The organism is Haloarcula sp. Atlit-7R (assembly GCF_003666065.1).
GTDB classification, from domain to species: Archaea; Halobacteriota; Halobacteria; order Halobacteriales; family Haloarculaceae; genus Haloarcula; species Haloarcula taiwanensis.
In genome coordinates this window covers 93,994-119,280 of the sequence record NZ_QXIK01000005.1, presented here as the reverse complement: position 1 = coordinate 119,280, position 25,287 = coordinate 93,994, and the positions used below count along the sequence as shown (strand labels likewise).

The following is a 25,287-nucleotide window of genomic DNA, read 5'->3' as shown; positions in this document are numbered from 1 at the left end:
CAGGTAGATGAACAAACGTGGGCACGTCCTGAACGCCGTCCTCCTGAGCATCGGACTGGGGTACGTTCTCGACCCTTCGGGCGACGTGACAACTTTCGCGACAATCGCGGAAGTGTTTCTTCCCATCGTCCTGGGCGCACTGTTCCCCGATGTCGATACGGCCTTCGGCAAGCACCGCAAGACGCTGCACAACATTCCCGTCCTCATCATATTCCTGGCCCACCCACTGTATCACGGCGGCAATCTCCAGTGGGTGTGGCTCGGTGTCCTCACGCATTACGTGCTGGACTACTTCGGCTCCCGTCGGGGCATCGCGCTGTTTTACCCCATCTCGGACACGGAGTACGGCTCACCGACGGGCGTGACAACGTCCAGCGACCGCGCCGAAGCTGTTACCGTCGTGATTACCGCCTTCGAACTGCTCGCGGTCGCCCTCCTCGTCCACGTCCTCCCGCAGTACCTGCCGCCGGTGGTCAGAACCTTCGTCGTCGACAACAGCGCATTTCTGGTTTAGTACACCTTCACGTCGTTGAACCGACCGTCGTACGCGACATGGTCGGGGTGCGTCGGCTCGGTCCCCTGCAGCATCAGCCGGTCGAACTTGCCCCACGTGTTTTCTAGCCCCAGATGTGCCCACTCGACCGCCCGCCGGAGATCGTGTGAGAGCCCGTCGCGATGGAACAGTGACCGCTCAACGTCGTTTTTCAGCGCCGTACTGAGCGCCGCCACGTCGTCGAACGCCTCGGCAAAGGTCACGTACGCCTCACCGACAGTCCCACGGACGTGGGCATACGACGAGACGAACGGCTCGTGACCGGTTTCCGACGTGAACGACTGCGCGCGGTCCCGGTGGTGGGCCAGTTGTTTGGGGTTGTACACTTCCAGCGCGTCGATACTGTCCTCATACGCTTCAATATCATCCAGTCCAAGACTGACGTTGAGAAAGCCGGGATGGGGGACGAGGACGGCGGCGTCTTGGCGGTCCAGCTCTCGCATCGCGCCGTCGAAGGTAATGAAATCTGGAATCGGCTCTCCGAGACCGATGGCCAGTACGTGCCGGCGCTGTTGCCAGGTGCCAGTAAAGATCTCTCTGGCTGGAAACACTGTCAGCTCTTCGTCGGAAAACGCCTCTGCTTGCCGCCGTATCTCCGGGAGCCGCGTGAAATGCGGCGCGTACACCAGCCCGTCGAGGCCACGTGCCTTCGCGCGCTCGACGACCCGGTCGTCGAGTACTTTCACGTGGAGATCAACGGCGTACCCCTCGGGTTGCACGGTCGACGCTAACTCCGTACTGCCATTAGGGGTTTCCGTTTCGGCAGTCTGCGAGACAGACGGCTGACAGGTGGCAGCCAACGTTTTTAACCCCGCGTCGCCTGCCACTGAGCAAATGCCACGCTGGGAGTGCGACATCGAAGGGGACGACAGACAGTTCGACCGCGTCGAGGAGCTCATCATCCACCAGTCGGTCGAACACGACCGCATCGAGTGCAAGGTCTGTGGTACCGTTGTCCCCGACGGCTACTTCGCTATCAAGCACGCGTTCGACGAACACTCCCGCGCGGAGTACGTTCGCGCCTACGACGCCTCCGCCGCCGAGGTCCGCCGCCGCGAACAGATCAAGGAGTCCGTCGAGGCCGCCGCCAACATGAGCGAAGTCATCGACCGACTGGAAGGCGGCGAAGCGTAGCGACTGCCGTTGTTTTACCGCGTCGCCTGACCTGCACAGTGGTGACTGGAAACAATTTAAAACCGTTATGTAATCGCTTTCTCGCGGCTTACTCCGCGCCGATTCGAGGTGAACGGAGAGCTACCGCTCTTCGGAGTCAAGAACCCGAATCTGGTCACCACGCACGGTAACCGGAATCGGGACCGTCGCCTCGTACAGTTCGACGGTGACCTGGTCCTTGCCCTCGTCGATGCGCTGGACCTGTGCCTTCTCGCCCTTGAACGGGCCAGCGATGAGTTCGACGATGTCGCCCTCTGCGATCCCTTCTACGTCCGGTTTCGGGGAGAGGAAGTGCTCGACTTCCGCCATCGAGGACTCGCCCTGCACGACGCCGTTGGCGTGGGGAATCTCGTCGAGGATACGGTCGAACACCGCAGCGTCGTCGGCTTCCACCATCACGTAACTCGTCAGCGAGTCCGGCGCGAGCGCGGCGTGAATCTCGTCTTCTTCCCGGGAGATGATCATGTCCGCGACGGTGCGTTCCTGGCTGGCCGTGGTTTTGACTGCGTAGATACCCATCGGTTTACACCGGCTTGCTGCCTGGTACGAAGGTCATCACGGCGAAGATGATGAACCCGAGCAGTCCGACCAGCGCGATGCCCGCGCCGGCGATTTTCGCGATCTGGGAGAACTCCTCCCACGACGGCGTACTCGCCAGTTTGAGTACGCGGATGTAGGAGGTGAGATCGTATGGAACGTCCATAGCGGGTCGTACCCACTGGTGGCTTTTCTATATTGTGGTGCGCGGCGACGACTCGAACCGCTCACAGCGTATCGCGTCGCTGAAAAGCGTAGTCGACAGAAGGGCCGACACCCCGGAACGGGCGTACAGAACCCGTTCGGTCAGTCGTCAGTCAGCGCAGTTCCGCCCGCTCCGTGGGTCCCCAGGTCGCTCCCGTCACCGGCATCGTCGGTTTCGAACTGGTCGATAAGCTCCTTGAGGTCAGTCGCCTGACTGGAGAGCGACTGTATCTTCTCGGTGACCTCCGTGATCGACGCCGTCTGTTCCTCGGCAGACGCGGCGACGTTTTCTGCCTCGGCGGATGTCTCCTCGCTGATCGAGCCGACTTCCTCGGCCATCGAGACGACTTCTTCCATCGAGGCGGCCTGTTCGTCAGTCGCGTCGCTGATAGCCTGCACACCGTCGTTGGCCTCGTTGACCTGCTGGACGATACTGGTCAGCGCGTCGGTCGCGTTCTCGACCGTCTCTTTCCCGGTGTCGACGCTCTCACCCATCTCCTGCATGTCCTCGACGGTGGTGTCCGTCCGGGACCGGATGTCGTCGATCATCGACTCGATATCAGTCGTCGCTTCCTGCGTTTCCTCGGCGAGCGTCTTGATCTCGCGGGCCACGACGGCGAACCCTTCGCCCGCCTCACCGGCCCGCGCAGCTTCGATGTTCGCGTTGAGCGCGAGCATATTCGTCTGTTCAGCGATTTCGTCGATAAGCGTCGTAACCTCGCCGATGCGCTCCATCTCCTCTGCGAGGGACTCCACCTGTTCGATAGCTTCGGTGGACTTCCGTTCGAGCGCCTCGATTTCGGCGGCGGCCTGCTCGGCGTATTCGCGGCCGGACTCGCCGTCGTTGACGGCCTGCTGGGACTTCGACGCGACTTCGTCGGTCGACGAGGTGATTTCCTCGACGGTCGCCGACAGGTCGGTCATCTCGTCGCTCACCTGCTGGATGTTCCGGTTTTGCTCGTCAGCGCCTTCGGCGATCTGTTGCACCGACTCACTCACCGACTCGCTGGCCGACCGCACTTCCTGTGCGCTCGCGGAGATCGTCTCCGTCGAGCTGTCGACAGTGCCGGCGAACCCTTCGATGCGGTTGACTGTCCGTTCGAGTTCCGCAATCATCTCGTTGAAACTTTCCGCGATGTCGACCATCGCGTCGTAGTCGCTATCGGTGGCCATCCGCTGGGTGAGGTCCCCGTCTGCCGACTTGTCCATCACTTTGCTGAACTCGGCCGCCTTGGCTTCGAGGGCGGCTGCCATCGACTCGGCGTCTTCTTTTGCCGCCTCCGCCTCATCTCTGGCAGCCTCGACGTCGGTAATCAACGCCTGGATGTCCTCGCCCATCTCCTCTAGCGCCGCACCGAACTCGCCGGGGATGCTCTCGTCCAGCGCCGGGTCGTCGAACCGCTTTGCAGCGAGCGCGTCGGCCTGGTCTGCGGCGGTCGTCAGATACGCCTGCATCGATGCGAAGGAGTCGTACAGCTGTCCCATCTCGTCGACGCGAGTAGTCTCCGGGAGGGTGCTGTTGATCTCACCTGCGGCGATATCCTCTGCGCTTTCAGCGACACGGGCGAGTGCGTTCGCGGTTCCGCGTCCGATTGTCACGCCGACGACGAACAGCGCCCCGACGGCAAGCGCAAGCAGAAGCGCAATGTTCTGGGAGACAGCCGACTGCAGTGCGAACGCGCGGTCCTGGGGCACGTGATACAGCAACGCCCATTCAGTGCCGGTCACCGGCGTGTACGCCATCACGTACTTTCCGTCTTCCATGCCCGTTCTGGCAGAGACGGATTTGTAACCGGTTTCGCCGTTCAGCGCCGCCTCAACGCTCGTATCGGTCGCGTCTCCGGTTGCCGCGTACTCTTCGAGAATCGAGCTTTTCCGGTTGTCGAGTATGATCTGGCCACCTGACCCGACGACTTTCACGTCGCCCGTCGCAAACGGTGACGTGAACTCATGAGAGCGCGCCTCAAGCGACGCCGTCAGTACGACGTATTCGTCGCTGCCAGAGACATGCTGAACGAACGCGATGACTGATTCATTACCGCTCTGGTATGCTTCGGACGTGTCCGTCGGTCCTGACGAGACGACTGCACCACTCGCGTCCGTCCACGGGTCGTCAACGTCGCTCAGTGCGACGCCGTTCAGGTCGTCGTCAGTGCTGGCGGTGACTGTGCCGTCAGCAGCGTCGACGTAATGCAGCGCCCGGACGTCTCCGGGAAGCCCGATGAGCTTCTGTTCGAGCCACCGCTGGTGTTCTGTATCCGAGGTTGACTCGGACCGGTCGCCGATAGACGCCGCGAGGAACGATGCCGTGGATTGCTTGTTCGAGACCCAGCTTGACACGGAACTGGACTGAGACTCCGCAACGCCGAGGATCTGCTCCTCGGTCTGTGACTCGACCAGCGAGCCCGTGTCGAGGTGGATCGCCGCGCCGCCGAGGGCGAGGATGACGACCACACCGAGCAACAGGACACCGAACTTCGCGGCGTAGCGCCGCCGAATAGCGTCAGGGAGCGCACGTTCCGTCGCCTGTACCAGCCGGCTGGGGAGTGAACTCATTGATTGCCTCCTGATTTGAAGAATCGTGACTGCAGTAGCTCCAGCGACTCGACCGACCCGTTCGTGACCCGTTCGATCAGGTACGAACTCAGCGGTTCGAGGTTCGCCGTCAGGTCAACGCTTCCGGACGCGCCCTGATAATTCACCGCTCGACCTGCCTCGGTGAGTGACCGAACACGACCGAAGTCGCCGACCGAAACAGTGTGTCCAGACCCGCCGGAAACCGACTGAATGGTCTCGGCGATTGCCGGGCCGCTGGCTTCACCGGCCTGTTCGGCGGCACACGCCATCAAAAACAGCGCGTCATACGCGTTGACCGAGTACGCTCTGGGCTGGTCGATATCTGAGAGCCGACGGACGAGTTCGAAGTACGCTTGCGTCCGTGCAGAGGACAGCGACGCGCTGTAGAACCCGTCGTAGTACGACGGGAGGTCGCCACCGAACATCCCTGCAGACAACACCCACGGGACATCGTACTCCGACTGGCTGTATGAATCGAGGATGCCCCGCTCCTGCCCGGAGACACTGGTGAAGCTGACGGCATCAGGGTCGTTCTGGAATACGTCCGCAAGCGTGTCGTCGAACGACTCCGACGACGGGTCGTACCGCACATCGGCGACAACCTCGGCGTCCAGCACCTCACGCTGTGCGTCCGCCAGTCCGGCACCGAACGAGTTATCGATGCTCAGTAGCGCGACGGAGTCCGCACCGACATACAGCGGGTCGTCGACGACCTTCGCCATCACCACCGCTTGCGTCCCGTCGCTTGGCACCGTTCGGCCGAAGTATTTCCGCCCGTTGGCTCGACCGGCAGTCGATAGCTGCGGGGCAGTACTGGCGGGGCTGACCTCCATAATCTCGTCGCTGGCCGCCTCCGGCGCGAGAGCGAGCGACGCGTCACTGACGAGGCCACCGACGAAACCAATGACACCTCGGTCGACGAGTGTCCCGTACTGCTCGACAGCGGTTTCGGCGTTCGCTTCAGTGTCAAGGATGGTCACTTCGACATCATTCCCGCGGATACCACCGGCCGCGTTGACATCGCTTGCTGCCTGCTCAACCATGCGCTTGCCGTGTTGCCCGAGTGGGGCGAGCGCACCACTGAGCGGGAGGAGCGCGCCGAACTGCACAGTGCCACCGCTCCCGCTCAGGGACCCAAGGCAGCCAGATGAGATGCCCAAACCCCCGGCTGCCAGACATTTTTTGAGTACACCACGCCTCGAATCCGAGTACATGAACAGAGAGTCTGAATTTCCGGATAAACGCTTTTCGGCGGGAGTATCATTTATGATAGCAAAAATGTAGATAGAGCGGCACGTAACGGCGATTAGAGGAAAATAAAACCGAGGCGGCGAGGCAGATTAGTCGACGTAGTCGATGTCTTCGCCGAGTTGCTGGGCGGCCTTCTCCTGTTCGGCCTCGCTCTGACCGTAGATCTGTGGACTCTCGACGCCGGTGACGACGATCATCGTCTCCATCTTGCCCTCGAACTCGTTGTTGACCGACGCGCCCCAGATGATGCGAGCGTCGGGGTCGATGCGGTCGTAAATCTCCTCGACGACGCCCTCGGCTTCCTCGATGCTCATGTCGGGGCCGCCAACGACGTTGACGAGCGCGGAGTTCGCACCGTCGAATTCCACGTCGAGTAATGGCGAGCGAAGCGCCGAGCGGATGGAGTCCTGAGCCTTGTTCTCAGAGTCGGATTCGCCGAGGCCGATCATGGCGACGCCGCCGTTCTCCATGATGGTGCGAACGTCGGCGAAGTCCACGTTGACGAGGCCGGGCTTGGTGATCAGTTCGGTCATCCCCTTGACCGAGCGCATCAGCACACGGTCGCAAATCTTGAACGCGTCCTGCAGCGGCATGCTGGGCGCGTAGTCGAGCAGGCGGTCGTTCGGGACGACGATGACCGTGTCAGAGACGGAGCGGAGCCGTTCGAGTCCGGCGTCGGCGTTTGCACGGCGGCGCTCACCCTCCGCGGTGAACGGAATCGTGACGATGGAGATGGTGAGTGCGCCGGCTTCCTGTGCGGCCTGTGCGACCACCGGGGCCGCGCCAGTCCCGGTGCCGCCACCGAGACCGGCGGTGACAAACACCATATCCGAGCCGTCGATAGACTGCTGGATATCCTCGATATCCTCCTGTGCGGCCTCCTCACCGATCTTCGGGACTGAACCGGCCCCGCGGCCGCCGGTTCGCTTGCGGCCGATGAGAATCTTGGTGTCGGCGGCCACCTCGTCGGCGAGGTGCTGTGCGTCAGTGTTCGCGGCGACGAGCTTGGCCCCGTGGATGCCTTCCTCCATCATCCGGGTGACCGTGTTCCCGCCGGCACCGCCACAGCCGACAACCGTGATCTTCGTCTCCAGGTCTTTGACGACGCTTGCCAGTTCCTCGTCGGACATCGTCCCCGACGTCGACATGTCCTGTGACGGCGATGATGTAGTTTCGTTGACAGTTCCTCTGTCCGCGTCCTCCCCGTCTTGTTCTGCCTCGTCGATAGCGTCGTCAATTATCGAATCCATAATTTAAAGCGTCCTTGCAGACGAATAGTTATTAGTTTTCCCCCTCTGTCTGACGCTCGTCTGACGTGTTGATCCCCAGTTTCGGCGGCTAACGCGCCAGTGTTCACAGCGTATATCGACGTATACGCTCGCGCTGGAAGCGCTCCGGTCCAATCTCTTCCCCATCGATTTCGACTGACTCGCCCGAGGCGAGCTTCCCGAATTTCGGTCCTTCAGGGATGCCAGCCGTTCGCGCGAGGTCAGGATCGAACGCTGTCTCGCGGGCGATGAGTTCGTCCGCGGCCCACTCGACACTGTCGAAGCGTCGTTCGAGGATTTCGACGAGCGGGTCGACGACCGCTCGCAGGCCCGTCCCCGCCGGACAGATGATCGGCCCGGTGAACACCGTCCCGTTTTGCTCGGTCACGTACGCGATGGACTGCCGTTCGATGGTCTCGCGCAGCGCTTCGTTATCGACCCCGCGTACGTCTGAAATAAGTTCATCGGGGAGGTCGAGCACGGTCCACTCGCCGTCGTGTCCGGGCGCAAGCCCTCCGAACCTGAGACCGTCGTCTACCGACCCGACAGTGTCTTCGAGTGCCTCGACGAGGCGCAGGTCGACACCGGTCGTCTCCTGAACGAACGTCTCGCTGACGACGCGGTAGCCCAGCGATTCGATAGCCGCCTGTAGCTCCGGCCGGTCGCCCTCCATGAGGGCGTAGTCGGCCGCACTGGCCCGGAAGGCGCGTTCGAGAACGGTGTCGCGCTCTTCGTCGCTGTCGGCCCACTCCGCCAGCGCATCCAGCGACCAGTCAGCGGCGATGTGACCGACCGCCCAGTCCGTCTCGCGGACAACGCGCTCGAATCGCGGGGCGTAGTGGCCGCCGCCGACACCGAGGAGATGGCGGCGCGTCCCGTTCTCCCGCGGCTTGTCGGCCGGTTTGTCGGCGAGGTCCAGTATGGCTCTGGCGGCGGCCACAGCGGCGTCCGGGTCCTCCCACTGTGGTTCCGCGCTGCCGACCTCGACGAACATCGACGGGACGCCCACCGCTGTCGGGCCGTGGTGCGTACACTCCATGCCGACCTCGTAGTCAGGCGGGGCGTGGCGCTGGAGCGCCGAAACCACTGCCGTGTGTGCACCAGGACAGGCCCGGGCGAACCGGCCGTCTTCGCCGCCGTACTCCGCGATGCCAAAGTTCCCGGTGTGGTGGGCTGTCAGGAGTTCATCCGTCTCGCCGGCGTGTTTCGAGGCAAACACCAGCAGGTCCGGGCTGTCGAACGCCGCCCCGACGCGTTCGATGTCCAGATGCAACGCCTCGAACTCGCGGAGTTCGACGCCGTCAGTTCGGTACACCGTGCCGCCGCCCTCGGCGACGGGCCGCGTCTCGTCGACGCTTGTCTCCCAGTCTCGGAGCGAGCGCAGGTGTTCCCCAATGTGAGTCGACGCCGCGTCGGCGTGTGAAATAACGATACCGAGCATCAGTCCGCGTTCTCCAGAGTAGCCGGGTCACGGCCTATCGCGGTCCGGACGGCGTCTCCGGCCAGCCCGAACAGGTGTTTCAGCGCCTCGCGGCGCTGGACGAACAGTCCGGCCCCGATGACGACGTACAGCGCCGTGTACGCCAACAGGAGGTCGTGACTCGATATCGGTACAGCGACGAGGTCCCTGATTATGGCGAACTCCAGAGCCACCTGCGAGATGAACAGCGCGAACAGCCCGACTGCTTCGCGGATACTGATCTCGAAGTTGACTAGAATGGCAAGCGCAAAGAAGGACTGGGCCGCTGTAATCCAGATCTCTGCGCCCTGTCTGGCGTCGAACGGCAGGACGCCGTACCCGCCGAGCGCGATGGAGTACACTACTGCGATGGTCCCGATGAGCAGCGTCCACTGATTGAGTTTCGAGGAGATGAGGGCATTGAAACCAGCGGTCGAGCGGGCCTTGTTGACCAGCACGGCGACGACGATGAGTTCGGGCGACTCGCTGGCCAGCGGGGCAACCCACTGGATCATGAAGAACTCGGGGATGCCGTTCGCGACACCGATCTCTTCGAGGCCGTGGGCGAACGGCTCGACCGCAGTGAAAATCATCGCACCCGAGTAGCCAAACAGCGCCAGGACGACGAGCGGCCGCCACGGCAGCGACCACTCCTGGAAGTACTTCGGCACGCCAACGGTGTGCTCGCTGTGTTCGATGTCGGACTTGAGCACGAGACCGATGTACCCGACGTAGAGGCCGACCAGAAACAGCGTATCGAGGATACCGATGCCGCCGCCGAGGGGGACGAGAAACGCCCACATCGTCGCCAGAAAGAGGAAGGAGATCTCGGTCGCGATGTCGGTGTCCAGCTGGACGGCGTCGGTCAGGAAGCCGTCGCGTTTCGTGACTGCGGGGTCTCGCGTTTTCGCGGCCCGCCAGACGGTGAACACGGCGATGCCGGCCCAGCCGATGCCGATGAGAATACGGTTCGCGCCGGTCATGTTCGCGATGGCGAGATTCGCGTCGTGACAGGCGCGAGCGAGCCCCCCGGTCGCGGACTCGATTTCTGCCGCCGTGAACTGCCGGCAGGCTTCTGTCGTCGCGCCGCCTGCCCCGGCGTTCCAGGCGTACAGCGCGTCGACTGCGTACTCGGGAGCCACTGCGAGAATTGCGAGGACGGCGATAGCGAAGGCCCTCGGCACGTCTTTTTCCGCGGTTTCAGCGCCCCAGGCCAGCAGGAACGACGCCCCGAGAACGGCGAACCCACTGACCGCGACGGTGGTCAGGGTCCCGACGTCAATGCCGGAAATAAAGAGGTAAATCCAGCCGACAGTCAGGGCCAGCGCGACGGCAACCTGCAGCAGTGGGTGACGTAGACGACTCACTGTCGGACATGTGGCTAGGTCCGGGTGAAAAGCTTGCGAAAGTGTCGGCAGGAAGCTGTGTCTCGCAGAGCGTGGCGTTGATACGACCGGGGCGCGCTGACGTTGATATGGACGTTTACGGACTCATCGGAAACCCGGTCGGGCACTCGCTGTCGCCGCCGATGCACGAGGCGGGCTATGAAGCACTGGGGCTAGATGCACGCTACGTCACGTTCGAACCAGCGGCCGACTCTGGTGCCGACGCCATCGACGCGGCGAAGACGCTCGGAATAGACGGCCTCAACGTCACGATTCCGTTCAAGCAGGACGTGCTAGACGCTGTCGACCCCGCGCCGCTCGCCGAGCGCATCGGCGCGGTCAACACCGTCGATTTCACCGGTGAAACGCCCACGGGCTACAACACCGACGCGGTCGGTGCGGTCAGAGCGTTGCGCCATCACGACGTGGCGCTGTCGGGCACAGCTGTCGTCGTCGGGGCCGGCGGTGCGGGCCGAGCGGTCGCGTTCGGGCTCGCCGATGCGGGACTGTCGGTTCGGATTGCGAATCGCACCGAGTCCAAAGCTGACGGACTCGCCGATGAGGTCCCGGACGCCTCCGGCCATGGACTCGACTCGCTTCCCGACCTGCTTGCGGACGCCGACATCCTCGTCAACTGCACCAGCGTCGGCATGGATGAAGATGCGACGCCAGTCCCCGCCGACGCGTTGCACGGCGACCTCGCGGTGCTCGATGCGGTGTACACGCCGATTGAGACCCGTCTGCTACAGGACGCGGCGGCCGCGGGCGCAACGACAGTTGACGGCGCGTGGATGCTCCTGTATCAGGGGGTCGAAGCGTTCGAACGCTGGACTGGCGAGGACGCGCCCGTGGATAGGATGAACAGCCAGTTGCGCGAGCGCCTGTAGCGGATCGGTCACCAGCAAGAGATTTGTGTGGGGGATAAATACGTTCATGTATGGGTCTGCTTCAGAAATTGAAATCCGCCCTCGGGCTTGACGGGACTGGGTCAGCCACGTCGGGAACGAACCGCGACGTGGACGTGACCGTCGAGCGAGAGCCCTCTACTGAAGACGAAGACGCTGTGAAGGGGACGAACACCGCTGCGACTACCGAGACCCACACATCCGATACTGCGGACGGGGCCGGGACCGAATCAGGGGATGGGAGTGGAACAGCCACGCAGACGGACGGGTCAGAGCCTGCTGTGTCACCAACTCCCACTGACGACGAAACAGAATCTGTGACCGATGCGTCTTCCGCGGCGTCCGAGCAAGAAACAGCGCTCGACGACGAAGCCGGCGACTCGGAGACCACCGCTGACGGGGAGTCGGCCGAGGCTGCTGCTGGGGACGCGGGTGAGACCGATGACGGGGAAAACACTGCCCTAGTGACGGAGATCAAAGGTATCGGTCCCGCGTACGCCGACCGACTCGCCGGTATCGGCATCGAGACCGTAGGCGAGCTTGCCACTGCGGACGCAGCGGCCATCGCCGCGGACACCGACCTCTCGGAGAGCCGCGTTTCGGGCTGGATCGAGCGGGCGGAAGAGTTCTGAGACAGCTGGCAGTCCATTTCTGAACCGCAAGGGAATTAGTCGCCGCACTGTTTTCGTTCGGTAATGCAATCGGTCGAAACCGACCGGACGACGTTCACCGACCGTGCGGCCGACGCACCCTCAGTGGCGCGCGTCCCTGTCGAGGTTCGGGTGGACGTTGCTGACCCGTTTCTCGCCTATCGCCGGGCGCGCGACGAAACTGGCGGCGTGTATCTGGCGACTACCGGCGGCCAGTCGGGGTGGGGCTACTTCGGGACCGCTCCGGCGGACTTCCGCGAGGTCGACCCCGGAGCGGGCCGGACTCTCGCTGCACTGACCGAGTTCCTCGACGGCGAGCGCCTGGTCCGCGCTGACTGTGACGTGCCGTATCCCTGCGGAGCCGTTGGATGGCTCTCCTACGATGTGGCGCGGGAACTGGAGTCACTGCCCGACAGCGCCGACGCCGACCGCGCGCTCCCGAACCTACAGATAGCTCGCTATGACCGCTTCGCCGCCTGGGAGGAACCCCGCGGTGAGTCGGTGACCTTGCGCGTGACGGCCTGTCCGCGGGTCGGTGACTTCGAGACGCCAGAATTGGCCTACGAGTTCGGCAAACAGCACGCGCTGGACCTGGCTCGGGCGGCCGTACAGGGAGACCCCGCTGTCAAGCAGCCGCCAGTCGAGACCGACGAAGCGACCTTCGAGAGCGACTGCACGCGCGAGTCATTTGCTGACCGGGTCCGAACGGTCAAGCAGTACATCCGCGACGGCGACACGTTCCAGGCGAACGTCTCCCAGCGGCTCCGTGCCCCCGCGGCGGTCCACCCGGTCGAAGCCTTCGACGCGCTGCGAAGCGTGAATCCGGCACCGTACTCCGCCCTGCTTGAGTTCCCCGGCGTCGACCTCGTCAGCGCCAGCCCGGAACTGCTCTTGCACCGCGACGGCGACCGAATTGAGACCGAACCTATTGCCGGAACCCGGCCACGGGGCGAGACGCGCGAGGCCGACGACCGTCTAGAGGCGGACCTGCTCGACGACGGGAAGGAACGGGCCGAACACGCGATGCTCGTCGACCTAGAGCGCAACGACCTCGGGAAAGTAAGCAAATTTGGCAGCGTCGAGGTACCGGACTACCGGCGCGTCGACCGCTACTCGGAGGTGATGCATCTGGTCTCGGTCGTTGAGGGGCGACTCCGTGACGGCGCGTCCCTGCAGGACGCCATCGCCGCGGTGTTCCCCGGCGGCACCATCACCGGCGCGCCCAAACCCCGGACGATGGAAATTATCGATGAGGTCGAAGCCACGCGACGGGGACCGTACACCGGTTCCATCGGCCTGTTCGGCTTCGACGACCGAGCGACCCTGAATATTGTCATCAGAACGCTGGTCCGGTACGCCGAGGAGTACCACCTCCGTGTCGGTGCCGGCGTGGTTCACGATTCAGACCCGGACAGCGAGTATCAGGAGACGCTGGACAAGGGCCGCGCCCTCGTCAACGCCGTCGACGAGGCGCTCGGGAAGCGCGTCGACTTGGCGATGGAGGACAAGGGATGAGCGACCACCGTGGCAGCGGGGGGAGCGGCGACGGCGGGGCCACCAGCGGCAACAACGCCGGAGGTAGTCCAGCGACAGACTCGCTGGCCCCGACCGTGTTGGTCGTCGACAACTACGATTCCTTCGCGTACAACCTCGTTCAGTACGTCGGCGAAGTGGTCCTCCGCCTCGGCGGGAGTGAGGACGATGTCATCGTCCGGCGCAACGACGCCATCGACATCGAAGACATCCGAGCGATGGGCCCCGACGGTATCGTCGTCTCACCGGGGCCGGGGACGCCCGAGGAGGCGGGCGTCTCGATGCCGATATTCGAGGCGTTGGAATACCCCACGCTGGGGGTCTGTCTCGGACATCAGGCGCTATGTGCGGCCAACGGCGCGCCCGTCGGCCACGCCGAAGCGGTCGTCCACGGTAAATCCTCGTCGGTTACCCACGACAGCACAGGGGTGTTCGAAGACATCCCGGACCCGTTCGATGTCGGCCGGTACCACTCGCTTGCGGTCGACCGCGAGACCCTCCCCGACGTGCTAACTGAGACGGCCTACACCGTCACCGACGGTGACGCAACGGGCGACGACAGCTCCGAACCGACCGACGTCGGCCAAGGCGGTACCGACGAGTCACGAGTCGTCATGGGCGTGCGCCACGACGACCGCCCGCACATCGGCGTCCAGTTCCATCCCGAGAGCATCCTGACCGACCACGGCAAGACCATGATCGAGAACTTCTGCCTGCTATGCAATACCACGTAAACGGGGCGCTCGTCCCCGAAGGCGAGGCGACGGTGTCAGTGCGCGACCGCGGGTTCATGTACGGCGATGCGGCGTTCGAGACGCTCCGGGCCTACGGCGGCGAGCCGTTCCAGTGGCACGCCCACCGCGAGCGCCTCCAGCGGACGGCCGAGACGCTGGGCTTCGCCGACGCCGTGCCAGATGACCTCCGTGAGCGCGTCGACGAGACGCTCGCGGCCAACGACCTCGACGAGGCGTACGTCCGGCTGTCTGTCACACGGGGTGTCCAGCCCGGGAAGCTCACTCCGGGACAGGATGTCGACCCCACTGTCGTCGTCATCTGCAAGGGGCTCCCGAGGGGCGGGCTGGACGGCGAGCGCGTCTGGGACGAGCCGGCGTCGGTCCAGACGGTCCGGACCCGGCGGATTCCGAGCGAGGCCGTCCCGGCGGACGCGAAGACGCACAACTACCTCAACGGGATTCTCGGCCGGCTCGAACTTCGAAAGGCCGCCGCTGGCGGCGAGCCCGCCGACGAATGTCTCATCCGAGACATGGACGGTAATCTGGCCGAGGGAGCGACGAGCAACCTCTTTTTCGTCACGGACAACGGCCTCCGGACGCCGAGTACGGATCTGGACCTACTGCCGGGGGTCACCCGCGACGTGGTAATGGACATCGCCCGCGGCGAGGACTTCCCCGTCGAGACCGGTCACTATTCGCTCGACGCGCTGCGTGATGCTGACGAGGCGTTTCTCACGAACTCGACGTGGGAGATCCGCCCGATTGCGACCGTCGACGGCATCTCCGTCGGGAGCGGGCCGATGACGAAGCTCCTTCAGCGGTTGTTCGACGAGCGAATCGAGGAGCGACACTACTGAGATGGGCTTCGTTTTGTGGGTCATCGCTTCAGCACGTGAATAGGGCTGGAACCGGCGGTTTGAAACGGCTTACGTACTTACGGATGCATAGTATGGATGAGGACAGCCGTATCGTCGCGCTGGACGAGGTGCCCGATGACGGAACGTTTCTGTTCACTGTTCGCGACGGCTTCGACACGAAGGAGGCGATTATCGTCGAGTTGTCCGACGCGGTCGTCGCGTTCGAGAACTACTGTCCACACTGGACAGATGTCCGACTCGACAAGGGCAGTGGGGCGACAGTTCGCAACGGGCAACTGGTGTGTGAGAAACACGGGGCGACGTTCGAATCCGATTCGGGGCTGTGTAACTACGGCCCTTGCGAGGGAGCGGTTCTGGAGGAAGTCTCTATCACCACCGAGGACGGTGACGTCTACCTGACCGACGAGCGCTACGAGTTCGAAAATCAGGGGCCGTCGGGCGACCACGACCTCTCTTCGCGCGGTCGCATCGGCTTCTCGGGGAACTGAGCGGCTGGTATCGGCTTTCTCGGGACTCCGTATCGGTCAGCTGATCCGGTACGCCGGCTCCGAGACCGCTTCGCATTTGCACTCCGGACACCGACTCGGTCGGTTTGTCAGGTCGTCGAAGTCCGTGAAGCCGCACTCCTCGCACTCCGGCGGCGCGACGAGGAGCTGTTCGTCGGTCGATTCCAGGGACTTGGAGATATGCTCTACGTGCGTGAGCGCGTCGCTGGTCTGTATCTCGAACTCGTTCGCGATTGTCCCTGCAGCCATCGCTTCGTCGCGTAGTTGGTCAGCGATGCGCTGGCGCGTCGTCCGACTTGCCTCGCGCATGGGAGAAGTTCGCATCCGACTGTTATAGGCTTTGTTCTGTTCTCCGAACCCAGCAGTGACTCTCTCGGTAGTCCTGTCTCAGCCACGATACTTTATCACCGACGGCGGTGAATAGCGACACCCAATGTTCGATAGAATCCTCGTTCCGACCGACGGCAGCCCCGGTTCCGAGCGCGCGTTCGAGGTCGCTGCGACGCTTGCCGGCACTCACGATGCAGCGGTCCATGTGCTCTCGGTCGTCGACGAGCACGGGCCCACGGACGACGACTGGGACTACGACAGCGGCTCCCCGGCGGATGCCTTCGTCGAATCCCAGACCGACCACGTCGACACCGAGGGTCTGTCCGTCACCCCCGCCGTCCGCGAGGGAGTCGTCCACGACGCGGTTCTCGACTACGCCGACGAGAACGATATCGACCTCATCGTCATGGGAACCCATGGTCGGACCGGTGTCCGACGGTTCCTTCTGGGCAGTGTCACCGAAAAGGTTGTTCGCCTCGCCGATGTGCCGGTCCTCTCGGTCAAAGCCGACGCTGAGCCGGGGACCGTCTCGTTCGACGACATTCTACTCCCGACCGATGGCAGCAGCGGCGCAGAGGCGGCTATTGAACCGGCAGGCGCGCTCGCAAGCGCAACCGATGCCACTACCCATCTCGTTTCGGTCGTGGACACGCGGTCGCTCGGTATCGACGTCGGATCGACTGTCATCGTCGACGAACTGGAGTCGGTCGCGACGGATGCTGTCGGGGGGGCGTCCGACCGGCTCTCCGAGCTGGGAGTCGAGACTGTCGAGACAGCTATCACTCACGGCGTCCCGTATCGGGCCATCCTCGACGCTATCGAGGATACTGACGCCGACCTCGTCGTCATCGGCACTCACGGCCGCACCGGCGTCGACCGCTACCTCCTGGGTAGCGTCGCGGAAAAGCTGGTCCGAACGTCGCCGGTACCGGTGCTGACCGTTCGGGCACCAAGCGCCAGTGACGAGAGCTAACACCGCTACCACCGGTCAAACGGTGAGTTAGCAGGCGGGACGACGCTCGAATGACGGTGGGACGAGCTATCCGAAGTTCTCGACTTTGGCATCATCAGTGCTAATGCCAGCGGCCTCCAGCGCCTCCGTGGCGGCATCGAGGAAGTCCGCGAAGCCGTAAATGAACACTTGCCCACCGCCCTCGACGGCATCGGCGACTGGCTCTGTCAGGGACGCCTCGCCATCGATGACCGAGACGAGCGCCCCGGCCTCGGCGAGCGCGTCTAGTCGGTCCCCGTGGACCGGCGCGTCGTCCTGATACACGACTGCGGCCTCGTTACCATCGTCCAGTGCACGCTCGGCGATACCGACCGCCGGACCGACGCCGGGGCCGCCGGCCAACACGACGACGCGGCTCTCGCCCTCGTAGTAATCCGACCCGAACGGCCCGGCGATACGGACGCCGTCGCCCGCTTCGAGCGCACCGAGTTTCGGTGCCAGTTCGCCGTCGGGGTCGATACCGACGGTGATCTCGAACGCCTCGTCGACCGTCGGCGAAGAGATAGTGTAGAACCGCGAGATATTCTCCCCGTCGACGGTCAATGTCAGTTTGACGAACTGACCCGGCTGTGCGTCGAAGGCATCCGGTGTCTCAAAGTCAATCGCCACGGTATCTGGTCCGACATCTCGGACGGCAACCACGTCGAGGACTCGTTCATCCATATCCCAGAGTTACCGTGACTGGGCAAGGGGGTTACGGTCGCGGAGTTTCAGCCTAGTCGGACCGTATTGCCGGTTTTTTCCTACATACGAGTGATTATGCCGGTTTTTGCTCGAGACCATACCAAAATTCACTCAAAAGCGAGTAGTACGCGCGCGGGCGCTTACGGAAGGCTTTTCCTACCACGCTGGCTACCCGAGGGATATAATGCCAGAGGACCTGAACTGGGCCATCGGCGGCGAAGCCGGCGATGGAATCGACTCCACCGGGAAGATTTTCGCGCAGGCACTCTCCCGGGCTGGTCGACACGTCTTCACCTCAAAGGACTTCGCCTCCCGCATCCGCGGCGGGTACACCGCCTACAAGGTACGGACGTCAGTCGACCGCGTTGAGAGTGTCGTCGACCGCCTCGACATCCTGATCGCACTCACCGAGCGCACGATCCACGAGAACGAGGACGAACTCCACGAGGACTCCGTCATCATCTATGACGGCGAGCGTTCGACCATGCAGGACGTGGAAGTGCCCGGCGACGCGACGGCACTCGAAGTACCGCTGAAACGGCTCGCCGAGGACGCGGGTGGGGCCATCATGCTCAACGTCGTCGCCCTCGGTGCGGCGTGTGAGGTCACCGGCTTCCCCATCGAGAACCTCGACGAAAGCCTCGAAAAGCGCTTCGGCGACAAGGGCGAGGCCATCGTCGAGAACAACAAGGAAGCCGCCCGGAAGGGACAGGACTACGTGCAGGAGGAGTACGGCGAGTTCGACTACGACATGGAGACCACCGACGAGGACTACGTGCTCCTCAACGGGGACGAGGCCATCGGCATGGGCGCTATCGCCGCCGGCTGTCGCTTCTACGCCGGCTATCCAATCACACCGGCGACGGACGTGATGGAGTACATGACCGGCCGCGTCGACCAGTTCGGCGGGAAGGTCGTCCAGGCCGAGGACGAACTCTCCGCAATCAACATGGCCCTCGGTGCGGCCCGCGCCGGTGCCCGAGCCATGACCGCCACGTCCGGACCGGGTATCGACCTGATGACCGAGACGTTCGGGCTTGTCGCCACCAGCGAGACGCCGCTGGTCATCTGTGACGTGATGCGCTCCGGTCCCTCGACCGGGATGCCGACCAAGCAGGAGCAGGGCGACCTCAACATGACGCTGTACGGCGGCCACGGCGAGATTCCGCGGTTCGTCGTCGCGCCGACCACGGTTTCGGAGTGCTTCTGGAAGACCGTCGAGGCGTTCAACCTCGCCGAGAAGTACCAGACCCCGGTCTTCCTCGTCTCGGACCTCGCGATGGCTGTGACGGAACAGACCTTCTCCCCCGAGACGTTCGACATGGACGAGGTCGAAATCGACCGCGGCAAGGTCGTCGACGAGAACGACATCGACGCCTGGCTCGACGAGAAGGGCCGCTTCCAGGCCCACTTCGCCGCCGCCGACGGCATCTCGCCGCGTGCGTTCCCCGGGACGACCGACGGCGCGCACATGACGACCGGCCTCGAACACGACGAACTCGGTCGGCGGACCGAAGACACGGACATCCGCATCGAGCAGGTCGACAAGCGCCAGCGGAAAGTCGAGACCGCCCGCGAGCAGGAGGACTTCGACTACCGCGAGTTCGGCGACCCCGACGCGGACACGCTAGTCATCTCCTGGGGCTCCAACGAGGGCGCGCTCCGCGAGGGGCTGACACTGCTGGAGGAGGACGGCTACGACATCCGGTTCCTCTCGGTCCCGTACATTTTCCCGCGACCGGACCTCACCGAGGAGATCGAGGCGGCCGAGGACGTCATCGTCGTCGAGTGCAACGCTACCGGCCAGTTCGCGGATGTCATCGAACACGATGTCCTCGAACGGGTCCAGCGCATCAACAAGTACAACGGCGTTCGGTTCAAGGCAGACGAACTGGCGACAGAAATAAAGCAGACGCTTGACACACCCGCGGAGGCAACACAATGAGTTCCGACGTTCGCTTCACAGACTTCAAATCCGACAAGCAACCGACCTGGTGTCCCGGCTGCGGTGACTTCGGGACGATGAACGGCATGATGAAGGCGCTGGCCGAGACGGGCAACGACCCGGACAACACCTTCATCGTCGCCGGTATCGGCTGTTCCGGCAAGATCGGGACGTACATGCACAGCTACGCGCTCCACGGCGTCCACGGCCGCGCCCTGCCCGTGGGAATCGGCGTGAAGATGGCCAACCCGGACCTCGAAGTGATGGTCTCGGGTGGTGACGGCGACGGCTACTCCATCGGGGCTGGCCACTTCATCCACGCTGTCCGCCGCAACGTCGACATGAGCTACGTCGTAATGGACAATCGGATTTACGGGCTGACCAAGGGTCAGGCCTCGCCAACCTCGCGCGAGGACTTCGAGACCTCGACCTCGCCGGACGGCCCGAACCAGCCGCCGGTCAACCCCAAGGCGCTCGCCTTGGCCTCCGGCGCGACGTTCATCGCGCAGTCGTTCTCCTCGAACGCACAGCGCCACGCCGAGATCGTCCAGAAAGCCGTCGAGCACGACGGGTTCGGCTTCGTCAACGTCTACTCGCCGTGTGTGACGTTCAACGACGTGGACACTTACGACTACTTCCGCGACGCCATCGTGGACCTCGACGAAACCGACCACGACCCGTCGGACCGCGACCAGGCCAAGGACAAGATTCTCGAAAGCGAGAAGGAGTACATGGGCGTCCTCTACCAGGACGAGGATTCGGTCCCGTTCGAGGAACGCGAGGGCGTCGAGGGTTCGATGGCCGAGATTCCCGACGGCGCGCCCGAGGGCGCGATGGACCTCGTTCGCGAGTTCTACTAAGTACCTTTTTGCGCCTCGGGTGCGCTTCGCGCACCACTCGGCGCAAAAATCTACGCTAAAAAGGCCGGAATCGAGGCCACAGCCTTGATTCCGGTGAAACGGCGGCCTGCGGCCGCCGTATGCTACCTGCTGTTTCTATTGGCTTACCGAGGGGGCCGTTTTTACTAACGGACCCTGGCAGCGAATTGTGGCGAGTGTAACGCTGCCGAATGGTTTCATTTATGACAACCGGCTGAGGACTGTACGGAGATGGGCGGCACGCTCGACTACGACGAAGCGGAAGCCCGGCAGGAGGAAGCGGTATACAGAACACCGGCCGCAGGGGCGCGTCGGGAGCGAGTCCGGGGCTTGCTCGCACCCGAACTAGGCGACACCGTTCTTTCTATTGGCTGTGGGCCGGGCTTCGAGCCGGTGGAGATCGGCTGGGCGGTCGGCAACGAGGGACACGTTCACGGTATCGACCGGAGCCAGGCGATGCTTGAACCCGCCCGAGAACGCTGTGCCTCGCTCCCGCAGGTGGCCGTGTCACAGGGAGACGCCGGTGACCTTCCAGTGGCCGACGAATCGGTCGACGCGGCCGTTGCGGTGCAGGTGTTCGAGTACCTCGAAACAGTTTCTTCGGCGGTTGCAGAACTGGCCCGAGTCCTGCGGCCCGGCGGGTCCGCTGTCGTCTGTGACGCTGATTTCCCGTCGCTTGTCTGGCGCAGTCCCAATCCAGAGCGAATGGCCCGCGTCCTCAGGGCGTTCGACGACCACTGCCCGCAGCCACGGCTCGGCTCCCATCTGGCCCCTGTTCTCCGTGAGGCTGGGCTGACGGTCGACCGGGTCGAACCGAACACTATTGTCAACACCCGACTCGAAGAAGAGACGTTCGCGTATCATCTCATGCAGTTCATTGAGGACTATGCGGCCGACCATGGAGCTATCGAGCGGATGGCGGCACAGGCCTGGGCGAACGACCTCCGGGAGCAGGAGGTCGCCGGGGAGACGTTTTTCAGTTTCACACAGTACTGCTATCTCGTTCGCAAACCTGCGTCGCGGTAGGTCGGCGATATGGTGGAGGCGAAGCGCCAGACATCATGTCCTCCGGGCCCACACACAATAGAATCGGGTTCAGACCCATATGCTGGTATCCCTAACAAGATGCATGCACGTTTTCTGGCATCAGCGGGACCTCCGAATACCGGACAATCGAGGGTTGACTGCCGCCGCCGCGGACGACGAGGTACTGCCGGTGTACGTTCTCGATACGGACCTGCTGTCGAAGGTTGGGAAGCGGCAGCGAGCATTCCTGCTGGCCGGTGTCAGAGCGCTGAAAGCGGCGTATCGGGACCGCGACGGTGACCTGCTCGTCAGGAAGGGGGCCGCTGCCGATGTGCTCTCAACCGTCGTCGAGGAGTACGACGCAGACCGGGTGTACTACAACGACCACTACCGGCCGGCGCGCCGGAACCGACAGCGCCGTGTCGATGAGGCCGTGCCGACGAAGTCCCTGACCGACCTCGTCCTCGTCGATCCGGCCGGGCTCGACAGCCGGTACGAGAACCACAGCCGCTTCTACGACGACTGGCAGGCCTACCACAAGCTCCCGCCGGTCGACCCGCCCGAAGCGGACTCGCTTGCCGACGTATCGGACCCGACGACGGCTCCGAGCATCGAGTCGGATATGGACCTGCCAACCCCCGGCTACGAGGGGGCACGGCAGCGGTACGACGACTTCCTCACCGGTGGCATCGAGACGTACAACGAGACCCGTGATGACATGCAGGCAGCCGTCGAGCGGCCGACCAGCGCCGTCTCGCGTATGTCGCCGTACCTCGCGGCAGGAATGATTGGTATCCGCGAGATATGGCGGGATGCGTCCGACCGCCACACCGAAGCCACCGGTGACGCCCAGCGGAACATCCAGAAGTACCGCTACGAACTCTCTTGGCGCGAGCAGAGCTATCACCTGCTGTACCACAACCCCACGCTGCTGTCAGAGAACTACAAGTCGTTCCCGAACCGTATCGAGTGGAAAGACGACGAGGACGACTTCGAGGCCTGGAAGCGCGGCGAGACGGGGTATCCGTTCGTTGACGCCGGGATGCGCCAGCTCGAACGGGAAGGATACATCCACAACCGGCCGCGCCAGAACGTCGCGTCCTTCCTCACGAAACATCTACTGGTCGACTGGCGCGAAGGCGCACGGCACTTCAGGAAGCGACTGGTCGACCACGACCCCGCTAACAACGCCGCAAGCTGGCAGTGGACGGCGTCTACCGGGACCGACTCCGTGGACGTGCGTATCTTCGACCCGGTCGCACAGATGAGCAAGTACGACAGCGGGGCGGACTACGTCACGGAATACGTGCCGGAGCTTCGTGATGTTCCGGCGAACAAGATCGTCGACTGGCCGACGCTCTCTGACGGCGAACGCGAGGAACTGGCTCCGGATTACTATCATCCAATCGTCGACCGAAACGCCGCCTACGAGCGAGCACAGCGCGTGTTTGAGACGGCGTTAGGGAAACGCTGAAGGAGGGGAAAGACAGTGGCGCTATGCCCTGTACTGCACGAGGAAATAAACCGCCACTGCAACAGAACCGGTGACGCCCGTGAGCCAGATGTCCGTGCTCAGATACAGCCCCGGCGTGGGCGGGTGGTACTGTGTCAGTGGCCACAGCACTTCGTACGACCGCCCAGAGGCCTTCAACAAAAGCGAATCGGCGAGCAGGTGACTTACAGCCCCGAGCGACAGCAGCATGAACACGCGCCGTCGGTCGGCGCGGTTCACGACGACCGTCCCTACGAGGACTGCAACGAACGCGCCGCCGAGTGTGTGGATACCCAGCCAGTTGAACGGGATCCCCAGCGCCGCCTCGACCGCTGCAGCGTCCACGAGAAGCTTGATCTTCGCCATGTCCGGGATGAACGCGCCGGCCATCCCCACGGTGACGTACTCGCCAGTGAGCCAGTTGTACCGTAGTGACAGGAGGGTACAGATGGTGAACGCGATGAAGGCGTGCGAGAGCAGGTCCGGCATCAGGCACGCACCTCTTGTACTCTCTTGTGAAGCGCCTGTATCGGCCGAAGTGGCTCCTCACGCCGGCACAGTCCCCCTGTCTGCCAGTTCAGCCGCCACTCACAGACCAGTCGCCACAGCGTCCACAGGCCGGCGAGGGCAGAAGCGATATACATCGCCATGTAGTTCACTGCCGGCACGCGCACGCTGTTCTCCGCGGTGATGGTCCGGTCTGGACCGAACGTGCCGTACACCTGCAGCGACTCGCCTTCGTCGACGGCTATGTCGACATTCCGGACTGTAACCGTGAGCGTGCCGCTGTGGTACTCGCCGCTGGCAGTGTACTCGTATTCGACGGCGATTTCGACTGGCTCGGTTCCGATGACACTGCCGGTCACCTGAACGGCCTCACCGACGTGGCTGTCAGGATGCTGGGCCAGCGCGTTTCCATCGGGATAGTCGCCCAGTTCGGGGGCCGGCGTGGCCATACCGAATCCGATCATGAGTGCGAATAAGATGGCCAGCAGTCCACAGACAGCTGCGACCCTGCCCACCCGCGAATGAAGCATTCAAATCTCGGTGCGGGCGGCGAGATATAAACTCTGGTGCTTGGGCCGGGCCGGTGTCGCTCGTGGGCCTACTCAGGCTTGCCGGGCAGGACATCCGGATTTCCGGAGCGGTAGATGTACTCGACAGCGACGCCGGTCAGCGGCGAGTCGGCGGCCGTTGCGTACGACTTCGCGAGGTCGAGATACTGTTCGGTCACGTCGACGACTCGTCGATAGGCGGCTTCGTCGTCGGGCGCGAGCAGGTACTCGGCGGTGACGGGCGTCAGTTGGCCCTCCGCTCGATCATCCTCGTAGTCGTCCACGTCGTCGAGCCACACCTGTGCGCCGATAATGGCGAGAACGATGGCCTTGGCGAACTCGTCGTCGATGTCGAGGCCAGCGAGTCGGTAGAGGTCGAGCATCCCGTCGTAGAGGACACCGACGCGGGCGTACTGGGTTTTGCTGTAGGGAAGTTTCTTCTCCGTCTCGGTGAGCGTCGCTGGCGCCTCGTCGTACTCGGCGAACTTGTACGCTTCCCGGATATCGGTCAGCGCATCGGCGTCACCGTCCTCAGCCGCGGTCATCAGTTCCCGGAAGTAGTCGTCGCGGTCCTGATGGGCCTCGCTGTAGTCGACAGCCCACTGGTAGGCGTTCTCGACGACGGGAGGCATATCCTCCAACAGGCCGTCGAGGTGGGACTGCAGCGCGGATTGGGCGACCTCGGCGACGCGGCGGCGGTCCGCTTCACTCGCGTCAAAGTCAACCTCGAAATCTTCGAACTCGTCATCATTGATAGCGTCGCGCATGTCCCCGTCGATGAGCGCCTCGATGGAGAGGCGAGTCATCTGCTCGGCGCGCACGACCATTTCACGGGGTGCAAGGTCCTGTGCTGGCCCCTGTTCCAGCGCCGTCTCATCGACGGTCGGAACGCCGTCGGCGATTGTATCGATGACAGGGTCGCCGGGGGCCTGCTGACGGGCGTTACGGTAGACGTAGCCCAGCGTCAGCTGTGCGGGGAGAATGAGCTTCGTATCGTATGAGAACTCGACCGGACAGCCGAACTCGTCTTCGAGGGCAGCCTCAATGCGGTCGGTCACGTCGTCAACCATCGCTTCGGTCCGGTCGTCAATCTCGGATTTCAGTGAGAGGCTGCCGGCATCGAACACGCCGGTGTCCGCGTAGTATCCCAGCACCGCCCGTAGCGCCGTGGGCAGCCGCCGCCTGTCCGCGAGCACGCCCGCGCCTGTCTTGAGAACCATTGTATGTCGCCCCGGGTGTTCCCGTCATGGTA

Annotated in this window: 26 protein-coding genes; 13 read left to right on the top strand and 13 right to left on the bottom strand. The window is 63.6% G+C overall.

Annotation, left to right across the window (positions count from 1 at the left end; all coding sequences use genetic code 11):
• The first annotated feature begins 7 nt into the window (after positions 1–7).
• Positions 8–514, top strand: a complete 507-nt coding sequence (locus D3D01_RS12440; RefSeq protein WP_101349934.1) for a metal-dependent hydrolase — start codon at positions 8–10, stop codon at positions 512–514.
• On the opposite strand, the gene D3D01_RS12435 is transcribed toward D3D01_RS12440, so the two are convergent.
• A complete protein-coding gene (locus D3D01_RS12435; RefSeq protein WP_121512391.1) occupies positions 511–1,272 on the bottom strand; it encodes a PHP-associated domain-containing protein in 762 nt (253 codons plus the stop codon). The two genes, D3D01_RS12440 and D3D01_RS12435, sit on opposite strands and share 4 nt — an antisense overlap.
• Positions 1,273–1,387: 115 nt before the next feature.
• Between D3D01_RS12435 and D3D01_RS12430 the strand changes: the two genes are divergently transcribed.
• Positions 1,388–1,687, top strand: a complete 300-nt coding sequence (locus D3D01_RS12430; protein ID WP_121512390.1) for a hypothetical protein — start codon at positions 1,388–1,390, stop codon at positions 1,685–1,687.
• 120 nt (positions 1,688–1,807) lie between these two features.
• Here D3D01_RS12430 and D3D01_RS12425 read toward each other — a convergent pair whose 3' ends face one another.
• From D3D01_RS12425 to D3D01_RS12395, 7 genes are all read right to left on the bottom strand, one after another.
• A complete protein-coding gene (locus D3D01_RS12425; RefSeq protein WP_053968046.1) occupies positions 1,808–2,245 on the bottom strand; it encodes a transcription elongation factor Spt5 in 438 nt (145 codons plus the stop codon).
• A 4-nt stretch (positions 2,246–2,249) separates the two neighbouring features.
• A complete protein-coding gene (locus D3D01_RS12420; RefSeq protein WP_004516835.1) occupies positions 2,250–2,429 on the bottom strand; it encodes a protein translocase SEC61 complex subunit gamma in 180 nt (59 codons plus the stop codon).
• Between the two features lie 140 nt (positions 2,430–2,569).
• Entirely contained in the window at positions 2,570–5,023 is a 2,454-nt protein-coding gene (locus D3D01_RS12415; protein ID WP_121512389.1) for a methyl-accepting chemotaxis protein, read from the bottom strand.
• Entirely contained in the window at positions 5,020–6,258 is a 1,239-nt protein-coding gene (locus D3D01_RS12410) for an ABC transporter substrate-binding protein (protein ID WP_233563345.1), read from the bottom strand. Before D3D01_RS12410 ends, D3D01_RS12415 begins: the two co-directional genes overlap by 4 nt.
• Before the next feature lie 126 nt (positions 6,259–6,384).
• On the bottom strand, positions 6,385–7,545 hold the full coding sequence (gene ftsZ / locus D3D01_RS12405; RefSeq protein WP_121512387.1) for a cell division protein FtsZ: 1,161 nt from the start codon (positions 7,543–7,545) through the stop codon (positions 6,385–6,387).
• A gap of 103 nt (positions 7,546–7,648) precedes the next feature.
• Entirely contained in the window at positions 7,649–9,004 is a 1,356-nt protein-coding gene (locus D3D01_RS12400; protein WP_121512386.1) for a D-aminoacyl-tRNA deacylase, read from the bottom strand.
• The gene (locus tag D3D01_RS12395; RefSeq protein WP_121512491.1) at positions 9,004–10,365 is read right to left on the bottom strand and encodes a sodium:calcium antiporter; all 1,362 of its coding nucleotides are present in this window, start codon (positions 10,363–10,365) and stop codon (positions 9,004–9,006) included. Before D3D01_RS12395 ends, D3D01_RS12400 begins: the two co-directional genes overlap by 1 nt.
• A 131-nt stretch (positions 10,366–10,496) precedes the next feature.
• Here D3D01_RS12395 and D3D01_RS12390 point away from each other — a divergent pair, with 131 nt between their 5' ends.
• From D3D01_RS12390 to D3D01_RS12365, 6 genes are all read left to right on the top strand, one after another.
• Complete coding sequence (locus tag D3D01_RS12390; RefSeq protein WP_101349939.1) at positions 10,497–11,294, top strand: shikimate dehydrogenase; 798 nt, start codon at positions 10,497–10,499, stop codon at positions 11,292–11,294.
• A 50-nt stretch (positions 11,295–11,344) separates the two neighbouring features.
• The gene (locus D3D01_RS12385; RefSeq protein WP_121512385.1) at positions 11,345–11,944 is read left to right on the top strand and encodes a helix-hairpin-helix domain-containing protein; all 600 of its coding nucleotides are present in this window, start codon (positions 11,345–11,347) and stop codon (positions 11,942–11,944) included.
• Positions 11,945–12,007: 63 nt separating this feature from the next.
• Positions 12,008–13,477 carry an aminodeoxychorismate synthase, component I gene (gene pabB, locus D3D01_RS12380; protein WP_121512384.1) on the top strand — a complete coding sequence of 490 codons (1,470 nt, stop codon included), beginning with the start codon at positions 12,008–12,010 and terminating at the stop codon, positions 13,475–13,477.
• Positions 13,474–14,229, top strand: coding sequence for an aminodeoxychorismate/anthranilate synthase component II (locus D3D01_RS12375; RefSeq protein ID WP_121512383.1), 756 nt, complete (start codon positions 13,474–13,476; stop codon positions 14,227–14,229). Before pabB ends, D3D01_RS12375 begins: the two co-directional genes overlap by 4 nt.
• On the top strand, positions 14,214–15,086 hold the full coding sequence (locus tag D3D01_RS12370) for an aminotransferase class IV (protein ID WP_121512382.1): 873 nt from the start codon (positions 14,214–14,216) through the stop codon (positions 15,084–15,086). The genes D3D01_RS12375 and D3D01_RS12370 overlap by 16 nt, the downstream gene beginning before the upstream one ends.
• A gap of 92 nt (positions 15,087–15,178) precedes the next feature.
• Positions 15,179–15,595, top strand: coding sequence for a Rieske 2Fe-2S domain-containing protein (locus D3D01_RS12365; RefSeq protein WP_101349944.1), 417 nt, complete (start codon positions 15,179–15,181; stop codon positions 15,593–15,595).
• A 36-nt stretch (positions 15,596–15,631) separates the two neighbouring features.
• Here the strand turns inward: D3D01_RS12365 and D3D01_RS12360 are convergent, their stop codons facing one another.
• Positions 15,632–15,922: a transcriptional regulator gene (locus D3D01_RS12360; RefSeq protein WP_004592932.1), complete on the bottom strand. Its 291-nt coding sequence runs from the start codon at positions 15,920–15,922 to the stop codon at positions 15,632–15,634.
• Positions 15,923–16,046: 124 nt separating this feature from the next.
• Between D3D01_RS12360 and D3D01_RS12355 the strand changes: the two genes are divergently transcribed.
• Complete coding sequence (locus D3D01_RS12355; protein WP_121512381.1) at positions 16,047–16,916, top strand: universal stress protein; 870 nt, start codon at positions 16,047–16,049, stop codon at positions 16,914–16,916.
• 66 nt (positions 16,917–16,982) lie between these two features.
• Here D3D01_RS12355 and D3D01_RS12350 read toward each other — a convergent pair whose 3' ends face one another.
• Positions 16,983–17,618, bottom strand: coding sequence for an FAD-dependent oxidoreductase (locus tag D3D01_RS12350; protein ID WP_121512380.1), 636 nt, complete (start codon positions 17,616–17,618; stop codon positions 16,983–16,985).
• A 205-nt stretch (positions 17,619–17,823) separates the two neighbouring features.
• Between D3D01_RS12350 and D3D01_RS12345 the strand changes: the two genes are divergently transcribed.
• The 4 genes from D3D01_RS12345 to D3D01_RS12330 all read left to right on the top strand — a co-directional run bounded on the left by D3D01_RS12345 (position 17,824) and on the right by D3D01_RS12330 (position 22,962).
• Positions 17,824–19,584, top strand: coding sequence for a 2-oxoacid:acceptor oxidoreductase subunit alpha (locus D3D01_RS12345; RefSeq protein ID WP_101349947.1), 1,761 nt, complete (start codon positions 17,824–17,826; stop codon positions 19,582–19,584).
• Positions 19,581–20,444 (top strand): 2-oxoacid:ferredoxin oxidoreductase subunit beta, encoded by an 864-nt coding sequence (locus D3D01_RS12340; RefSeq protein ID WP_004517803.1) that lies wholly within the window; start codon positions 19,581–19,583, stop codon positions 20,442–20,444. Before D3D01_RS12345 ends, D3D01_RS12340 begins: the two co-directional genes overlap by 4 nt.
• Positions 20,445–20,693: 249 nt before the next feature.
• Entirely contained in the window at positions 20,694–21,488 is a 795-nt protein-coding gene (locus D3D01_RS12335; protein WP_121512379.1) for a class I SAM-dependent methyltransferase, read from the top strand.
• 103 nt (positions 21,489–21,591) lie between these two features.
• Positions 21,592–22,962, top strand: a complete 1,371-nt coding sequence (locus tag D3D01_RS12330) for a deoxyribodipyrimidine photo-lyase (RefSeq protein ID WP_121512378.1) — start codon at positions 21,592–21,594, stop codon at positions 22,960–22,962.
• 21 nt (positions 22,963–22,983) lie between these two features.
• Here D3D01_RS12330 and D3D01_RS12325 read toward each other — a convergent pair whose 3' ends face one another.
• From D3D01_RS12325 to D3D01_RS12315, 3 genes are all read right to left on the bottom strand, one after another.
• A complete protein-coding gene (locus D3D01_RS12325) occupies positions 22,984–23,469 on the bottom strand; it encodes a metal-dependent hydrolase (protein ID WP_101349949.1) in 486 nt (161 codons plus the stop codon).
• Positions 23,469–24,017, bottom strand: coding sequence for a hypothetical protein (locus D3D01_RS12320; protein WP_121512377.1), 549 nt, complete (start codon positions 24,015–24,017; stop codon positions 23,469–23,471). The genes D3D01_RS12325 and D3D01_RS12320 overlap by 1 nt, the downstream gene beginning before the upstream one ends.
• A 68-nt stretch (positions 24,018–24,085) precedes the next feature.
• Positions 24,086–25,255 carry a hypothetical protein gene (locus D3D01_RS12315; protein ID WP_101349951.1) on the bottom strand — a complete coding sequence of 390 codons (1,170 nt, stop codon included), beginning with the start codon at positions 25,253–25,255 and terminating at the stop codon, positions 24,086–24,088.
• Between the last annotated feature and the right edge of the window lie 32 nt (positions 25,256–25,287).

Coding starts and splice junctions, on each gene's coding strand:
- D3D01_RS12440 (WP_101349934.1), top strand. CDS start 8: ATGAACAAACGTGGGCACGTCCTGAACGCCGTCCTCCTGAGCATCGGA.
- D3D01_RS12430 (WP_121512390.1), top strand. CDS start 1,388: ATGCCACGCTGGGAGTGCGACATCGAAGGGGACGACAGACAGTTCGAC.
- D3D01_RS12425 (WP_053968046.1), bottom strand. CDS start 2,245: ATGGGTATCTACGCAGTCAAAACCACGGCCAGCCAGGAACGCACCGTC.
- D3D01_RS12420 (WP_004516835.1), bottom strand. CDS start 2,429: ATGGACGTTCCATACGATCTCACCTCCTACATCCGCGTACTCAAACTG.
- D3D01_RS12415 (WP_121512389.1), bottom strand. CDS start 5,023: ATGAGTTCACTCCCCAGCCGGCTGGTACAGGCGACGGAACGTGCGCTC.
- D3D01_RS12410 (WP_233563345.1), bottom strand. CDS start 6,258: ATGTACTCGGATTCGAGGCGTGGTGTACTCAAAAAATGTCTGGCAGCC.
- ftsZ (WP_121512387.1), bottom strand. CDS start 7,545: ATGGATTCGATAATTGACGACGCTATCGACGAGGCAGAACAAGACGGG.
- D3D01_RS12400 (WP_121512386.1), bottom strand. CDS start 9,004: ATGCTCGGTATCGTTATTTCACACGCCGACGCGGCGTCGACTCACATT.
- D3D01_RS12390 (WP_101349939.1), top strand. CDS start 10,497: ATGGACGTTTACGGACTCATCGGAAACCCGGTCGGGCACTCGCTGTCG.
- D3D01_RS12385 (WP_121512385.1), top strand. CDS start 11,345: ATGGGTCTGCTTCAGAAATTGAAATCCGCCCTCGGGCTTGACGGGACT.
- pabB (WP_121512384.1), top strand. CDS start 12,008: ATGCAATCGGTCGAAACCGACCGGACGACGTTCACCGACCGTGCGGCC.
- D3D01_RS12375 (WP_121512383.1), top strand. CDS start 13,474: ATGAGCGACCACCGTGGCAGCGGGGGGAGCGGCGACGGCGGGGCCACC.
- D3D01_RS12370 (WP_121512382.1), top strand. CDS start 14,214: ATGCAATACCACGTAAACGGGGCGCTCGTCCCCGAAGGCGAGGCGACG.
- D3D01_RS12365 (WP_101349944.1), top strand. CDS start 15,179: ATGGATGAGGACAGCCGTATCGTCGCGCTGGACGAGGTGCCCGATGAC.
- D3D01_RS12360 (WP_004592932.1), bottom strand. CDS start 15,922: ATGCGCGAGGCAAGTCGGACGACGCGCCAGCGCATCGCTGACCAACTA.
- D3D01_RS12355 (WP_121512381.1), top strand. CDS start 16,047: ATGTTCGATAGAATCCTCGTTCCGACCGACGGCAGCCCCGGTTCCGAG.
- D3D01_RS12350 (WP_121512380.1), bottom strand. CDS start 17,618: ATGGATGAACGAGTCCTCGACGTGGTTGCCGTCCGAGATGTCGGACCA.
- D3D01_RS12345 (WP_101349947.1), top strand. CDS start 17,824: ATGCCAGAGGACCTGAACTGGGCCATCGGCGGCGAAGCCGGCGATGGA.
- D3D01_RS12340 (WP_004517803.1), top strand. CDS start 19,581: ATGAGTTCCGACGTTCGCTTCACAGACTTCAAATCCGACAAGCAACCG.
- D3D01_RS12335 (WP_121512379.1), top strand. CDS start 20,694: ATGGGCGGCACGCTCGACTACGACGAAGCGGAAGCCCGGCAGGAGGAA.
- D3D01_RS12330 (WP_121512378.1), top strand. CDS start 21,592: ATGCACGTTTTCTGGCATCAGCGGGACCTCCGAATACCGGACAATCGA.
- D3D01_RS12325 (WP_101349949.1), bottom strand. CDS start 23,469: ATGCCGGACCTGCTCTCGCACGCCTTCATCGCGTTCACCATCTGTACC.
- D3D01_RS12320 (WP_121512377.1), bottom strand. CDS start 24,017: ATGCTTCATTCGCGGGTGGGCAGGGTCGCAGCTGTCTGTGGACTGCTG.
- D3D01_RS12315 (WP_101349951.1), bottom strand. CDS start 25,255: ATGGTTCTCAAGACAGGCGCGGGCGTGCTCGCGGACAGGCGGCGGCTG.